Origin of the sequence: Nonomuraea sp. NPDC050680 (assembly GCF_040654555.1) — a bacterium.
Lineage (GTDB): Bacteria > Actinomycetota > Actinomycetes > Streptosporangiales > Streptosporangiaceae > Nonomuraea.
The window spans coordinates 839,904-852,866 of sequence record NZ_JBFAIF010000002.1; the positions used below are offsets into that span (position 1 = coordinate 839,904).

At 70.0% G+C, this 12,963-nt stretch carries 15 protein-coding genes; 7 read left to right on the forward strand and 8 right to left on the reverse strand.

The window, feature by feature from the left end; genetic code table 11:
* The first annotated feature begins 2 nt into the window (after positions 1-2).
* Positions 3-1,037, forward strand: a complete 1,035-nt coding sequence (locus AB0H88_RS10290; protein ID WP_357642981.1) for a hypothetical protein — start codon at positions 3-5, stop codon at positions 1,035-1,037.
* Here AB0H88_RS10290 and AB0H88_RS10295 read toward each other — a convergent pair.
* Positions 1,027-1,755 (reverse strand): PaaX family transcriptional regulator C-terminal domain-containing protein, encoded by a 729-nt coding sequence (locus tag AB0H88_RS10295; protein ID WP_357642982.1) that lies wholly within the window; start codon positions 1,753-1,755, stop codon positions 1,027-1,029. The two genes, AB0H88_RS10290 and AB0H88_RS10295, sit on opposite strands and share 11 nt — an antisense overlap.
* A 30-nt stretch (positions 1,756-1,785) precedes the next feature.
* Between AB0H88_RS10295 and AB0H88_RS10300 the strand changes: the two genes are divergently transcribed.
* Together AB0H88_RS10300 and AB0H88_RS10305 are read left to right on the forward strand one after the other, a co-directional pair.
* Complete coding sequence (locus AB0H88_RS10300; protein WP_357642983.1) at positions 1,786-3,519, forward strand: acyl-CoA dehydrogenase family protein; 1,734 nt, start codon at positions 1,786-1,788, stop codon at positions 3,517-3,519.
* A gap of 87 nt (positions 3,520-3,606) precedes the next feature.
* A complete protein-coding gene (locus AB0H88_RS10305; RefSeq protein WP_357642984.1) occupies positions 3,607-4,041 on the forward strand; it encodes a flavoprotein in 435 nt (144 codons plus the stop codon).
* Positions 4,042-4,104: 63 nt separating this feature from the next.
* Here AB0H88_RS10305 and AB0H88_RS10310 read toward each other — a convergent pair whose 3' ends face one another.
* Both AB0H88_RS10310 and AB0H88_RS10315 read right to left on the reverse strand, forming a co-directional pair.
* Positions 4,105-4,722, reverse strand: a complete 618-nt coding sequence (locus AB0H88_RS10310) for a maleylpyruvate isomerase family mycothiol-dependent enzyme (RefSeq protein WP_357642985.1) — start codon at positions 4,720-4,722, stop codon at positions 4,105-4,107.
* Positions 4,723-4,739: 17 nt separating this feature from the next.
* The gene (locus AB0H88_RS10315) at positions 4,740-4,874 is read right to left on the reverse strand and encodes a hypothetical protein (protein WP_357642986.1); all 135 of its coding nucleotides are present in this window, start codon (positions 4,872-4,874) and stop codon (positions 4,740-4,742) included.
* A 32-nt stretch (positions 4,875-4,906) separates the two neighbouring features.
* Between AB0H88_RS10315 and AB0H88_RS10320 the strand changes: the two genes are divergently transcribed.
* Positions 4,907-5,515, forward strand: a complete 609-nt coding sequence (locus AB0H88_RS10320) for a TetR/AcrR family transcriptional regulator (RefSeq protein WP_357642987.1) — start codon at positions 4,907-4,909, stop codon at positions 5,513-5,515.
* Positions 5,516-5,621: 106 nt separating this feature from the next.
* Here the strand turns inward: AB0H88_RS10320 and AB0H88_RS10325 are convergent, their stop codons facing one another.
* A complete protein-coding gene (locus AB0H88_RS10325) occupies positions 5,622-5,759 on the reverse strand; it encodes a hypothetical protein (protein WP_357642988.1) in 138 nt (45 codons plus the stop codon).
* 126 nt (positions 5,760-5,885) lie between these two features.
* On the reverse strand, positions 5,886-7,253 hold the full coding sequence (locus AB0H88_RS10330) for a carotenoid oxygenase family protein (protein WP_357642989.1): 1,368 nt from the start codon (positions 7,251-7,253) through the stop codon (positions 5,886-5,888).
* Positions 7,254-7,469: 216 nt separating this feature from the next.
* Here AB0H88_RS10330 and AB0H88_RS10335 point away from each other — a divergent pair, with 216 nt between their 5' ends.
* Positions 7,470-8,441, forward strand: coding sequence for a GntR family transcriptional regulator (locus tag AB0H88_RS10335; RefSeq protein ID WP_357642990.1), 972 nt, complete (start codon positions 7,470-7,472; stop codon positions 8,439-8,441).
* A 21-nt stretch (positions 8,442-8,462) separates the two neighbouring features.
* Here the strand turns inward: AB0H88_RS10335 and AB0H88_RS10340 are convergent, their stop codons facing one another.
* Complete coding sequence (locus AB0H88_RS10340) at positions 8,463-8,960, reverse strand: hypothetical protein (protein WP_357642991.1); 498 nt, start codon at positions 8,958-8,960, stop codon at positions 8,463-8,465.
* A gap of 86 nt (positions 8,961-9,046) precedes the next feature.
* Here AB0H88_RS10340 and AB0H88_RS10345 point away from each other — a divergent pair, with 86 nt between their 5' ends.
* Positions 9,047-9,553, forward strand: coding sequence for a helix-turn-helix domain-containing protein (locus AB0H88_RS10345; protein ID WP_357642992.1), 507 nt, complete (start codon positions 9,047-9,049; stop codon positions 9,551-9,553).
* A gap of 14 nt (positions 9,554-9,567) precedes the next feature.
* On the opposite strand, the gene AB0H88_RS10350 is transcribed toward AB0H88_RS10345, so the two are convergent.
* Positions 9,568-10,467 (reverse strand): alpha/beta hydrolase, encoded by a 900-nt coding sequence (locus AB0H88_RS10350; RefSeq protein WP_357642993.1) that lies wholly within the window; start codon positions 10,465-10,467, stop codon positions 9,568-9,570.
* 452 nt (positions 10,468-10,919) lie between these two features.
* On the opposite strand from AB0H88_RS10350, the gene AB0H88_RS10355 reads away from it, so the two are divergent.
* The gene (locus AB0H88_RS10355) at positions 10,920-11,660 is read left to right on the forward strand and encodes a crotonase/enoyl-CoA hydratase family protein (protein WP_357642994.1); all 741 of its coding nucleotides are present in this window, start codon (positions 10,920-10,922) and stop codon (positions 11,658-11,660) included.
* 12 nt (positions 11,661-11,672) lie between these two features.
* Here the strand turns inward: AB0H88_RS10355 and AB0H88_RS10360 are convergent, their stop codons facing one another.
* Positions 11,673-12,944: an FAD-binding oxidoreductase gene (locus AB0H88_RS10360; RefSeq protein ID WP_357642995.1), complete on the reverse strand. Its 1,272-nt coding sequence runs from the start codon at positions 12,942-12,944 to the stop codon at positions 11,673-11,675.
* Positions 12,945-12,963: the final 19 nt, after the last annotated feature.

Genomic DNA, 12,963 nt, shown 5'->3' on the forward strand with positions numbered 1-12,963 from the left:
ATATGGCTGCACCGGGGATGGTTCCGATCGACAAGACGCCCTTCACCTTAGGCAGGGCTACGGGCACCTTGGCCGAGGGGGCGGCCAAGCTGGCCAGCGGCATCGGCGCCGTCTCCGTGGCGGCGGTGCTGGCCCACGCCAACCGCACCGGCGTGCGCAAGGGGGCGACGGGGGCGCTGGGCTCGATGAACCCCAAACCGGTCGACTGGTACGCCTTCGACACCAAGGACGAGGACACGACCGACTGGTATCCGCAGGGCCTGACCTGCGGCGAGGACTCCGGCTCCGCGGGGGTCCCGGTGTTCGTGGCCAGCTGGTACTTCAAGCCGTCGCCGCCCGTGGTCGAACGCGGGATCAGGGTGACCTTCCTCAGCCCGCAGACGCTGAAGTACCAGCACGCCCTCCTCGTCGAGGCCAAGCCCGACGGGTCGTACGGGGCGATCAACATCCACGCGGGCGGCGTGGCCTGGCACGGCGACCTGCTCTACGTGGCCGACACGACCAAGGGATTGCGGGTCTTCGACCTCAACCACCTGCTCGACCTGCGTACCGCCCAGAACGACCTGGGCGACGCGTCGCGGGTCGGCCGTCAGGGCGGCAAGTACCACGCGTTCGGCTACCGCTACATCATCCCGCAGAGCGACTCCTGGCACCTCGCCACGACCGGCGCCCTCTTCTCGTTCGCCTCCATCGACCGCAGCACCACCCCGCACACCCTCATCTGCGGCGAATACCATGAGAACGACCCCAACGGCCGCGTCGCCCGATGGGACCTGGAGCTCAGCGGCGGCGTGCCCAGGGACGCCTACGTCATGGGCCTGCCGAAGATCCAGGGCGCGCTCTCCAGCGGCGGCAAGTGGTACATGAGCCAGGCCGCCGACGGCAACACCAACGGCAAGCTGCACGTCAGCACCGAGGGCAAACTCATCACCAGCCCCTACCCCATCGGGCCGGAGGACCTGACCGTGCAGGGCGGCAGGCTGTGGAGCGTCACCGAGTTCAGGAACAAGCGGATGATCTTCGGCGTCAATCTGTGAGGTGCCGGTACAGCAGTTCGCGGTAATGGCGGTCGAAGTCGTCGTAACGGGCACGCAGCCGGGACCCTGGCCAATCGCCGGGCAGTAGTTCCCCGGGCAGCAGCGGGTCGGCCAGCAGGTGGCGCACCACCGCCGCCGACACCAGGAACCCCTCGGTCAGGCCCTCGGCCCGGTCGAGCGCGCTCTCCAGCCGGCGCGCCTCGCCCGCCCAGCCGTCGAGGTCCCACAGCAGCGGCGTGGGGTCGCCGTGCGGGCGGCCGTCGATCAGCGTGCACTGCGCGGTGACGCTCTCCGGCCACTGCCGCAGCAGGTTGGCCGGGCGCAGCCAGGTGCCCTCACGGAGCTCGGCCAGGCGCAGCGCGGTCATCGTGTGCCGGAACGTGGCCCGGTCGGCCGGGGCGCGGCGCTCGGCCGTCACGACGGCGATCTCCCAGGTGCCGTCCCACGGCCTGGTGTGCGGGTCGCGGCTCTCGTCCTGCCTGCCCTGACGCTCGATGAGGCGGTCGGACAGCGTGTAGCGGCCGCTGGACTGGACCAGGTCGCCCGCCGCCACCATGCGTGACAGCGCCACCCGCACGGTCCCCTCGGCGATGCCGAACAGCGCGCCGATGCGCACCAGATGGCGGGCGGCCAGCTGAGGCGGATGGCTGCCGAGCAGCGCGCTCAGCACGGCCGACCGAGCACTGAGGTTGTTACGCTCGTTGTTACGCTCTTCCATCGCGTGTCGAGTATATGTAATGTCCGGGGTATGGGGCGCTATCTCATCGAATCGTTCGACAGCAGCGACCGTTACGCGACCGAGCGCTATCAAGGTGCGGCGGGGCGTAACTGGTGGAGCTGCGATCCGACGCTGCAGCTGCTCATGCGGCGCCATCTGGGCGACGGCTTCGCCTGGGCCACGCCGTACCTGGACAAGCTGGGCGCGCTGATGGGCGGCACGGTGGCCGAGTGCGCGGAGGAGACCGATCGGCACCCGCCGCGGCTGGAGAAGTACGACAAGTGGGGCAGGGACGTCAGCGAGGTCGTGATGCCGCCCTCCTTCCACACGGCCAGGAACGCCCTCATGGCCAACAACTTCACCGCACCGGCGTTCGCCGACGAGGCCCGGGCGAACGGCGCGAACCCCGCCGCGCTCGCCGCTGCCTGGACGTACCTGCTCGACCAGGCCGACATCGGGATGGGCTGCGCGCTCGGCACGGGCGGGGACATGGTGGTCTCCCTGGCCGAGCGGCACGCGCCCGACGACGTACGGGACCGGGTACGGGCGATCTTCGCCAACGGCTTCTACTCCGGCGAGGCCGCTCAGATGTTCACAGAGCGGACCGGCGGCTCCGACCTGGCCGCCCTGGAGGCCACGGCCGTGCCCGACGGCGACTCCTGGGTGGTGTCCGGGTTCAAGTGGTTCGCCTCGAACGCCAACGGCTCCGCCTTCGTCGTCCTCGCCCGGCTCCCCGACGGCGCCGTGGCCCCGTTCCTGGTGCTGTGGGAGCGCCGTGACGGCTCGCGCAACGGGGTGCGGATCAGGCGGCTGAAGGACAAGCTCGGCACCCGGTCGGTCGCGTCGGCCGAGGTGGAGTTCGCCGACGCGGAGGCGTTCCTGCTGGCCGGGAGCGGCTCCGGCTCGGGGCTCGGCACGATGATGAAGCTCACCAACGCCTCCCGGCTCGGCGTGGCGATGATGGGTGTCGGCGTGGCCAGGCGCGCCCTGGTCGAGTCGCTCTGCTACGCGCGGGCCCGCGAGGCGTTCGGCCGGCCGCTCATCGAGCAGCCGCTGATGCGCCGCAAGCTGGCCGAGCTGATCGTCGAGGTGGAGGCGGCCCAGGCGCTCGTCTTCGACGGCCTCGTCGGACCGCGCCTGCGCATCGTGCCCGCCCTGATCAAACTGCGGGCGGCCCGGCTCGGCGTCACGGCGGCCAGTGACGCGATCGAGGTGCACGGCGGCAACGGCTACATCGAGCAGTGGCCGGTGGCCAGGCTGCTGCGCGACGCCCAGGTCAACCCGATCTGGGAGGGCGGCGACAACATCCTGTGCCTCGACGTACGGCGGGCGATGCTGCGCGAGAACGCCCACGAGCCTTTCCTCGACCGGCTCACCTCCGCCGTCGACCAGGCTTCATCCGTCGACCAGGCTTCGTCCGTCGACCCGGCTTCGTCCGTGGATCCGGAGACCGTGGCTCTCGTCCGCGGCCGGATCGAGGACCTCCGAAAGGCGATCACCGCTTGGTCCTCCCTGGACCCCGTCGCGGCGGAGGCTCAGCTGTTCGCGCTGGCCACGTACATGGCGGACGTCTACGCGGCGGTACTGCTGCTGGAGCAGGCAGAGTGGGAGGCGCGGGAGTTCGGCACCGACCGCAAGGCATTGGTGGCCCGGCTCTACGCCGACGCGCACCTCGCGGATCACGGTCCGTTGCGGGGGATCGACCGTCCGGCAGAGGGCTTGGACCGCTTTGACGACCTTCTCGCGGGTGCTCTCACACTCTGATGGAACGGGGCTTCGCTGCCCTGTTCCGCCGAAGGCCTGCTGGGACCTCGATCAACCAGCCTGACCGCGCAGGAGAAGGCCCCACAGATGTACTCCGGGACCAAATTCGCCGACAGCACCCGCCTCGCCGAGCTCACCGGCTTTCCCGTCCGCAGCGACTACAAGCGTCCCGAAGAGCCCGACGTCCTCCCTCCCGCCGACGCGATCGCTGTGGTCCCCGCCACCTTCAACACGATCAACAAATGGGCCCAGGGCATCAGTGACACCCTGGGACTCGGCCTCCTCAACGAAGCCCTCGGCCTCGGCCTCCCGCTCATCGCCGTCCCCTGGCCCAACGTCGCCCTCGCCCGCCACCCAGCCTTCGCCAACAGCGTGGCGATGCTTCGCGAGTGGGGGGTGAAGGTGATCCTCGATATGGATCGTCTTCCGACCCCCGACTCCGGAGAGCCCGGAGCGGCGACCTTCCCCTGGGAAGAACTGCGAAAAGAGTTCGGGATGTTGCGTCCCGCTCATTCGGAGTGACGGTGCTACGCCGGCCACCTGCTATCTGCGGACCCCCCGACGCCGTCGCGACAGCGCTGTTCCTCACGCGGCCACGTACCGGTCGCTCGTCTGCCCGCGCAGATGTCCGGGCGGCAGCTTGCGACCGTAGGCGACCAGGAGGAGGTCCTGCGCGGAGCCGATCAAAGGTGTGCCGGTGCCGAAGGACCAGTCGAGGTCGTCGGCGCGCAGCTGGACGCCGTTGAGGTCGGCGCCGAAGAAGCGCGCCGTTCTGGAGCTGATGGCGTCCAGGAGGATGCGTACGCGGTCGTCGGGGATACGGCGGTCGATGCCGAGGGCGATGGTGATGTCCAGGCCATGGATCACGTCGTGGCCCAGCGCCGCCGCGGAACCGCCGACCGGAGGCTTCCAGGGGTGGCGGGCGTTGTCGCGGATCGCGCTGATCAGCTGGGCGGTGGACAGGATGGCGGCGTCCTGGCGGGCGCGCCGGTCGGCCATCCGGTCGATGTCGCCGCGGGCCTTGAGGAGCTCGAGCGCCAGATGGGGAAGCCGGTAGCGGAAACCCATCGACATGTGGGCCGCGACCTCCCGTACCCGCCATCCGGCGCACAGGCTCGGCGCGTCCCACTGGGCGGGTGACAGGTCGTCCAGCATCGCCGCCAGCTCTGTGCGCTCGGCGGCGATGGCGGTGCTGATGTTCATGGTGATGTTCCTTCTCCTCAGGCGGGTGGAGCCGGTAGGGACGACCGCTTCGGGCTGAACGGCAGGACGATCAGCGGCTCGGCTTGCAGCGCATCGACGGTGGGGAACGCGGTGTAGCCGGGCACCCGGCTCATGTACGTCGCAACATTCATAACGGGATTACGATAATAATAGGATTATGAGAATGACAAGGGCGGAGGCCAAGGCCCGCAACCGGCGGGCCCTGCTGGAGGCCGCGCACCGGATCGTCGCCAAAGACGGTCACCGGGCCAGGCTGGAGGAGATCGCCGAACTGGCCGGGCTGACCACCGGCGCCGTCTACTCGCTGTTCGGCAGCAAGAACGGCCTGCTGATCGCCCTGGTCGCCGACTACCTCGGCCCGCACTACGACGGCATCGAACAGGCCATCACCCCCGGCCTTGACCTGGTCGAGGCCGTGGAGGTCTTCGCCCGCCACTACCACCGCCTGTGCGACGAGCCGGACGCGCTGCGCCACCTGTCGTTCGAGATCAGCCTGCAGGACCTGGCACTACGCGACCCCGAACTGCGGCCCAAGCTCGCCGCCTCCGTACGGGAGCACGAACAACGTCTGGCCGCCTCGTTGACCGGCAGACCGCATGGCGGGGCGGCCCTCACCGCTCAGCAGGCGCACCGCCTGGCCACGGCGCTGCGCGCCCTGCTGGTCGGCCTCAGCCAAGGCGTCATCCTCGGCCTGACCCCCACGGCTCCGGAACAGTACTTCGCCGACACGGCCCGCGCCCTGGTCACCGACGACGTGCTCGGGCCGCCCTGACCTCCTCGACCGGACGCACGCTCATCTCTCGGTCCTTGGCAGACCTTCGTGGATCGATGGGTGCGACGGTGTCCAGTCCAGCTCATCGTGTCGCGATCCTCACGTGTCACTGGATGGGGACCTGGAGGTCGCGGAACGGGCCGTTCGTGACGTTGAGGGTGTCGGTGGTGTCGGTCAGGGCGAAGAGGTTCCAGAACTCGCGGGTCTGGCCGGGGGCGAATTTCTGGCGGGCAGCACTCCGCACCCGGCCGCTGCCAACGTGAGTACGGCGCTCAAGGCCAAGATCCGGCTAGGCATGGCGAGATGGTGTCATGGTCGAAATGACAGGGCTTGGTCGTGATCCTCGACTGTGGTTGCTGGGGCGGCGGCGTCAGGCGTCGGGAATCCAGTTGCCGTGGAAGCCGAGCGGGACGCGCACGGGCAGGTGGACGCGGGCCACGGGCGGTCCTGTGAAGTCCTGGGCCGACAGGATCACCAGGTCGGAGGCGCCCCGCTCGGGATCGGCGACGTAGGCCATCAGGTAGCCGTCGTCCTCCTCGCCGCCGCCGGACGGGTTGGCGACGAACGCCGCTTCCCCGACGGCGGCCTCGCGTGCGAAACCGTGCACCTCCGTCGTGCCGCGCCGCAGGTCGTGCTTGACGAGCGCGTTGGTGAACGCCTCGTCAGGGTGCGGGCCGTCGAGTGTGAACGGCACGCCGTACACCGGGCTCACCGCGGAGTAGCCGTAGCGGTGCGGGCGCGAGGCGAACGCGTCGTTCACGCGGGGGAAGTCCTGAGCCCGGTCGTCGATGCGGCGCTGATCCACCTTGCCGCTCGCCGGATCGATGGTCCAGCGGTCGAGCGTGGGCGCGATCGCGCCCGGATCGGCGACGTCGACCGGCCCTTCGGATCTGATCAGGTCGACCGTGATCGTGGAGCCGTCATCGTAGGCGTTGAGTACGTGGCTGACGTAGAAGGACTCGACCGGCAGCCAGCGGATGTCACCGCCCGTTCGGGGCAGCACGCCGACGCGCGCCTGGTGCTCGGGATCCCACTGGAACAGCATCTTCGTCATGCTGAACGTCAGCGGGATGTCGAACACGATGACGTAGTTCTCCGACAGCGCGAAGTCGTGCAGGAACGGGGTGTCACCGGACAGCGGGATGTCCGTTACACGGGTCACCGTCCCGGCGGGGTCGGTGACGATGTACTGCGCGAACGGCCGTCCGAGCACATAGGCCAGGGAGTGCAGGTCGCCGGTGCGCGGGTCCACCTTGGAGTGCGCGTTGGCGCTGGAGCCCTCAGGTGTGGCGGCCATCGGGCACGCTCCGACCGTGTCCAGCTCGTAGCCGAGTTCGTGAGGGAGCCCGCCGGCCTCGACGAGGGCGAGCGTGCGGCCGGCGTGGCCGATCACGTGGACGTTCGGGGACGGAGGCAGGAACGCGGGCGGCTCCTCTCCGCGCCGCAGCCGGTCCAGGGCGTCGGCGACCTCCGTCGAGCGGACCCAGCGATTGCGGTACCACTCGGCGCGGCCGTCCCGGATGCGGACGCCGTGCACCATGCCGGCGCCGAAGGCGTAGAAGTGGGTGGCGGGATCCTCCACGCCCAGCGGGTTGGGGCCCATCCGGAGATAGCGTCCTTCCAGGTCTGCGGGCAGGCGGCCGGTCACGGGCAAGTCGTAGGCGGTGACTTCCTCCTTGACCGGGGCGAAATGGCCTTCGAAGTAGCGGCTGCGGCGGTCGTCGGTGGCGTTCTGCATGGTCCTCTTCTCCCGTGGTACGGCGTACGGCCGGAACGGTACCCTGCACATACGGAGTGACCAGCGATTCAGCGAGCAGCAATCGATCCTGTACTAGGACACGATTCATCGCTTCCACCGTCGCCACCAGGCAGGTGGTGGCGTACTTCGCGGGGGGACAGCCGTACCCTCTGTACTAGGACAGCGGCCGCTTCCGGCGTGAGGAGACGATCGACCATGGACCGGTCCGGCACCGCGCCGCCGTACCTGCGGATCGTCAGTGAGATCAAGCGGCGCGTCGAGGCCGGCGAGCTGCGTGCGGGCGACCGCGTTCCCTCCACCAGGCAGGTCGCCGAGCAGTGGGGCGTGGCTCGCGCGACCGCCGCCAAGGCGCTGAACACGCTGCGGCAGGAGGGAGTGGTGGTGGCCGTCTCCCGCGTCGGCACCGTCGTGGCGGAGCCGGTGCCCCGCTCGTTCCCGCCTGCCGGCGCGCCCAGTGCCCCGCCACGGAAGGAACGGCGACAGCCCGCCCCTTCGGCCGCCCACGACGGCAAGCGGGAGCGGATGGTCCGTACGGCGATCGCCATCGCGGACGCCCAGGGGTTCGACGCGGTGTCCATCCGCAGCGTCGCGACCGCGCTCGGCATCCCCACCATGTCGCTGTACGGGCACGTGCGCGGCAAGGAGGAGCTGGCCGCGCTCATGGCCGACACCGCGTTCGGCGAGCTGGAGCTTCCGGCGACGCCCCCGGCGGGCTGGCGGACGCGGCTGGAACTCGCGGCCCGCCTGCAGTGGCGACTCTACCTGCGACACCCCTGGCTGCCTCGGCTCGTCTCGCTCACCCACCCGCAGCCCACGCCCAACATGCTCAGATACGGGGACTGGGGGATGGGCGTCGTGCGCGAGCTGGGGCTCGATCCGGATACCGGCAGGTTCGTGTGGTGGGCGGTGACCAACTACGTCCGGGGGACGGCCACCAACCTGGAGCCGCAGACCGAATCGGAGCGGCATACGGGCCTGTCCACCGGGGAGTGGTACTCCGCCCACATGCCGAGGTTCCGTGCCGGCCTGCCCTCCAGCGCTCTTCCCGCGCACGTGGCACCCGCGGGTGATCAATCGGCCTTCGACCTGGGCGGTTTCTTCGAGAGCGGTCTGCAGCTCCTGCTGGACGGGGTCGCCGTGCTGATCGGCCGGCAGCGCCTGCCGTAGGAACGCGCTTCGCACGGCCCCTCAGATGGTGGCGGTGACCGGCTCACCGCGCCGTTCGGCGAATACGCGCTCGGCATATTCGCGGCCCTTCTGTGTGTCGCCGAGGGCCAGGCCGACGATGTCGGCCAAGGTCACAACGCTTCCCGCGCCGCCCCAGGTGCCGTCGGGCACCTCGGGGGTGAACACCCAGACGCGCATCGGGTCGCGCGGATGGGCACCCTGCTCGGCGTCGAGCACGGCCTCGGTGATGGCGGCGACGATCGCCTGGCGACGCTCGGCGTTGAACTGCCCCTCGGGGACGGAGGCGATGAACCGGTAGCGCGGCGCCGCCGAGGGCCGCCCTCCGACGTAGACGGATTCGGGGCGGTGCACGAACACCCAGGCGATGGAGCGGACGACCTCGTTGGCGGGGTCGGCGCCCTCATGGCGGATGAGCAGATCGGTGAGCCGGGCGATCAGGCCGTGTTCGGCGTCGGGGGTCAGAGCACCGGCGGGGATGTAGGCATCGAGCTGGGGCATCGTTCGACCTCCGCAAGGCTGAGTTGAATAACGATACTCAGCTTCCAGGTCTGAGTTGTGCTTGTCAACCCAGATATTCTGGGGGTATGGACTCCGCCGAGACCCGGCTCCGCTACAGCGCCGAGAACTGTTCCATCAAGGGCACGCTCGAGATCGTGGGCGAACGGTGGTCCTTGCTCGTGTTGCGTGAGGCGTTCTTCGGGATCCGCCGGTTCGGCGACTTCCATCAGGCATTGGGATGCGCCCGAAATATGCTCAGCGAGCGGTTGACCAAGCTCGTGGAGCATGGGGTGCTCGAACGCGTCGCCTATCAGGAACCCGGGCAACGCGCCCGCTACGAGTACCAACTGACCGAAAAGGGTCTCGAGTTGCAGCCCGCGCTCATCGCTCTCATGCAGTGGGGCGATCGCTGGACGAGCGGTCCGGACGGTCCGCCCGTCCAGGTTCGACACCGCGACTGCGGCGGTGCGGTCAGCGCCATTCTGGCCTGCGAGCACGGCCATCACGCCCTGACCCCGCAGGCCACCCATGCGACACCCGGCCCCGGCGCCCAGACCGTCGCACCCACTCCAGCATCAGTTCGTGATCTGTGAGTACAGAGAGGACGTCAAGCGCAGGTCTTCTCCGGCGGGCGGCAGAAGGTGATCTCGGGGTAGCTCGCTGAGGACTTGTTCAACAGGGGCTGAGGCTTGCCGCGCAGGTGCTGGTCGAAGAAGGCCGTGACGTACCTGCGGGTGATGTCCATGGCGCGGGCGCCCGCTATGTCGGCGCCGATCTCGATACCGACCTGGTCGACCAGCACGCCCAGGTCGGTGAAGGACAGGTGCACGGCGCCGGTCATCAGCAGCCAGCGCTTCCAGCCGGTCAGTCCCGTCCAGACGTGCTCCCACGAGGCGGCCTCACTCTTGCCCGGCGTGTAGGTCGCGGGTTTGCCCAGGAAGAGGAACGGCCGGGACAGCCCGGATGCGGGGACCGTGCTCTCCACGGTTCCGTCGACGTCGATGCCGGCGCGCAGCCGGGAGTCCTCCAGCATGGCCGTGACGGTGCTCGCGCCGCCGGCCGACTGACCGGCCATGGCGATTTTCGACGTATCGATCAGGCCGGCGCCCTTCCACTTCGGGTGCGCGCCGGTCAGCTGGTCGAGCACGAAGGACACATCCGCGGCCCGGCTCTTCTCCAGCTTCGCCCACCAGCCCTTCCCCTTGGTGATCTCGCACGTGACACAGGTGGTGACCCGTCCGTCCGGGAAGGTCGTGGCGACGTTCTCGTAGGTGTGGTCGATGGCGGCCACCACGTACCCCCGGCTCGCCAGTTCCTCGGCGAGGCCAGTGAGCTCGCTGCGGGGCTTGCTGTGCCCGGGAGAGAGCACCACGAGAGGCAGGCTGTGTCCGCGCCCGGCGGGACGGGCGTCGGTGAAGGCGTTGGTACGCGTCTTGCTCAGCGTGTCGGCCGGGACGGTGGTGATCTTTCCGTCCTTGAGCAGCAGCTCGGACTCCTTCGCCGTCATGTACTGCGCCCGCTTGCGGCCTGGCCGGGTACCACAGCGAGACCATGAGTTCGCGGTACTTGACGGTGGGAACCCAGGGGTCGGGACGCGACGTGTCCTTCATGTACAGGGATGTGGTGCCGACCGGCTGGGAGCCGGTCGGTGCGGGCAGGAACGGCGTGACCGTCTGGGACGCCGCGGCCGGCAGGGCCTGGACGAGCCCGGTGGCGGCCAGGACGGTGACGAGTCCGGTGATGATGGCCAGTCGGCCACGCCTACGGGGTTCGCGCAGCTCGCCATGGCCGTTGTCCGGCGTGGCCCGGTTCGGGGAGTCGATCATGTGGATGGACTATATACTGAGGATATATTCGCAGTGCATAAATGAGCGAATGCCGCAGGAGACCGGGCTCTGGCGTGACTTCCGGTGCCGCCGTACGCTCACGTTCCGGCGACCACCCATCACGGAGGCAGCCATGACCGTACGCATGGAGCGAGAAGGCCAGGTCACGACCGTAATACTGAGCAGGCCGGAGGCCCGCAACGCGGTCGACCGCAAGACCGCCGACGCGTTGGTGGAGGCGTTCAGGGCGTTCGAGGAGTCCGACGCCGCGGTGGCCGTGCTCTGGGGCGAGGGCGGCACGTTCTGCTCGGGCGCCGACCTGAAGACGCTCGACAACCACGTCGGCGAGGACGGCGACGGGCCGATGGGCCCGACCAGGATGCGCCTGTCCAAGCCGGTCGTCGCCGCCGTCGCCGGGCACGCCGTCGCGGGCGGGCTGGAGCTGGCGCTCTGGTGCGACCTGCGGGTGGCCGAGGAGGACGCGGTGTTCGGGGTGTTCTGCCGCCGCTTCGGCGTGCCGCTCATCGACGGCGGCACCGTGCGGCTGCCGCGGCTCATCGGCGCCTCCCGGGCCATGGACCTGATCCTCACCGGGCGTCCGGTCGGCGCCCGCGAGGCGTACGAGATGGGTCTGGCCAACCGCGTCGTCCCGGCCGGTACGGCCAGGCGTCAGGCGGAGGAGCTGGCCCGCGAGATCGCCGGCTTCCCGCAGACCTGCCTGCGCGGCGACCGGCTGTCGGCGCTGGAGCAGGACGGGCTGCCGGAGCGGGAGGCGATGAGGAACGAGCTGCGCCACGGGCTGGTGTCCCTACCCGACGCGGCCGGGGGCGCCGCCCGCTTCGCGGCGGGCGCGGGCCGCCACGGCACGTTCTAGCAATCCCGGCCGCTACCCCAGTACGGGGAAGTTCGCGCGGATCACGCCGTGCGGGTCGCGGGCCCGCTTGAGGTCGCGCAGCCGGGCCAGCGTGTTCGTGGGGAAGGCGGATGCGGCACGTTCGCCCTGAGTCAGCATGGTGTACGACTTACGTCCGCTCGTGTGCGGCACGAGCGCCTTCGTCAGGTCGGTGATGCGCTCGGCCGTGTCCGGCGTCGGCCGGCCGAACATGTAGACGGAGTACGGCTCGGCCAGATGCCCCACGGCGCCGCCACCTTCGGCGGGCCGGGCCAGCGCCCCGCCCAGGTGCCGGACCTGCACACTGATCAGTGGGTCGATCGGCGCGCCGAGCAGCACGTCCGCCACGCCCTCCAGCCCCGTGAGCAGCTCGAACCGGCCCGACCCCGGGCTTGGGTCCGTGGGTTCGGCGCAGATCGACCCCAGCTCGGCCACCGGCGTCGGCCGCCGGGTGTCGCTGATCAGCCCGCCGATCCGGTCGAAGCGGCGCAGCAGGGCGCCGGGGTGCTCGCCGAGGAAGGTGGCGTCGACGGCGACGAATCCCGGAGCGCCGGGGAACTTCAGCAGGTCGAACCAGAGCGTCAGCTCCTCCGGCGCCTCGGCGGTGGTCTCGGCGAAGGCGTTGAACACCTCCGAAGCCCGCTCGACCGGCCACATCATCCGCCCGCCGAACAGCTCAGGGGCCGGGTTCAGGCCGAACTCCAGCGAGGTGACCAAGGCGAAGTCGCCGCCGCCGCCCCGCAGCGCCCAGAACAGCTCCGGATCCGACTCCGCCGTCACCCTGACGTGGTCCCCGGCGGCGTCGACCGCCTCGAAGGCGCGCACGCTGTCGGCCGCGAAGCCGTACTTGCGTCCGAACCAGCTCAAACCACCGCCGAGCGTGTAGCCGGTCACGCTCACCACCGGCGAGCTGCCCGCCAGGCCGGTGAGACCGAGCGGGCCCGCGGCCGCCAGCACCTCGCCCCACTTCACGCCCGCGCCGACCCGCGCGACGCCGTCCTCGACGCGTACGCCGCCCAAACGCGTGGTCTTGAGCAGGATCGTCCCATCGGTGTCGCCGGAGGCGCCGTGGCCGCTCGGCTGGGCGGTGACCGCCAGGCCGTTGAGCCGCGCGTAGCTCACCACGGTGGCCACGTCGTCGGCGTCGGCCGCCTCGACCACCGCGCGCACCGGCTGGTCCACCGCCAGGTTCCAGGGCTTGCGGGCCTCGTCGAATCCCGGGTCGCCGGGGAGCAGAAGGTTGCCGTTCACTTTGATGTCATTCATGGGACCAAGTGTGCGTTTT

What these genes read in the sequence shown, in the direction of transcription:
- AB0H88_RS10290 (WP_357642981.1), top strand. Translation starts at nt 3, where the DNA reads ATGGCTGCACCGGGGATGGTTCCGATCGACAAGACGCCCTTCACCTTA.
- AB0H88_RS10295 (WP_357642982.1), bottom strand. Translation starts at nt 1,755, where the DNA reads ATGGAAGAGCGTAACAACGAGCGTAACAACCTCAGTGCTCGGTCGGCC.
- AB0H88_RS10300 (WP_357642983.1), top strand. Translation starts at nt 1,786, where the DNA reads ATGGGGCGCTATCTCATCGAATCGTTCGACAGCAGCGACCGTTACGCG.
- AB0H88_RS10305 (WP_357642984.1), top strand. Translation starts at nt 3,607, where the DNA reads ATGTACTCCGGGACCAAATTCGCCGACAGCACCCGCCTCGCCGAGCTC.
- AB0H88_RS10310 (WP_357642985.1), bottom strand. Translation starts at nt 4,722, where the DNA reads ATGAACATCAGCACCGCCATCGCCGCCGAGCGCACAGAGCTGGCGGCG.
- AB0H88_RS10315 (WP_357642986.1), bottom strand. Translation starts at nt 4,874, where the DNA reads ATGAATGTTGCGACGTACATGAGCCGGGTGCCCGGCTACACCGCGTTC.
- AB0H88_RS10320 (WP_357642987.1), top strand. Translation starts at nt 4,907, where the DNA reads ATGACAAGGGCGGAGGCCAAGGCCCGCAACCGGCGGGCCCTGCTGGAG.
- AB0H88_RS10330 (WP_357642989.1), bottom strand. Translation starts at nt 7,253, where the DNA reads ATGCAGAACGCCACCGACGACCGCCGCAGCCGCTACTTCGAAGGCCAT.
- AB0H88_RS10335 (WP_357642990.1), top strand. Translation starts at nt 7,470, where the DNA reads ATGGACCGGTCCGGCACCGCGCCGCCGTACCTGCGGATCGTCAGTGAG.
- AB0H88_RS10340 (WP_357642991.1), bottom strand. Translation starts at nt 8,960, where the DNA reads ATGCCCCAGCTCGATGCCTACATCCCCGCCGGTGCTCTGACCCCCGAC.
- AB0H88_RS10345 (WP_357642992.1), top strand. Translation starts at nt 9,047, where the DNA reads ATGGACTCCGCCGAGACCCGGCTCCGCTACAGCGCCGAGAACTGTTCC.
- AB0H88_RS10350 (WP_357642993.1), bottom strand. Translation starts at nt 10,467, where the DNA reads ATGACGGCGAAGGAGTCCGAGCTGCTGCTCAAGGACGGAAAGATCACC.
- AB0H88_RS10355 (WP_357642994.1), top strand. Translation starts at nt 10,920, where the DNA reads ATGACCGTACGCATGGAGCGAGAAGGCCAGGTCACGACCGTAATACTG.
- AB0H88_RS10360 (WP_357642995.1), bottom strand. Translation starts at nt 12,944, where the DNA reads ATGAATGACATCAAAGTGAACGGCAACCTTCTGCTCCCCGGCGACCCG.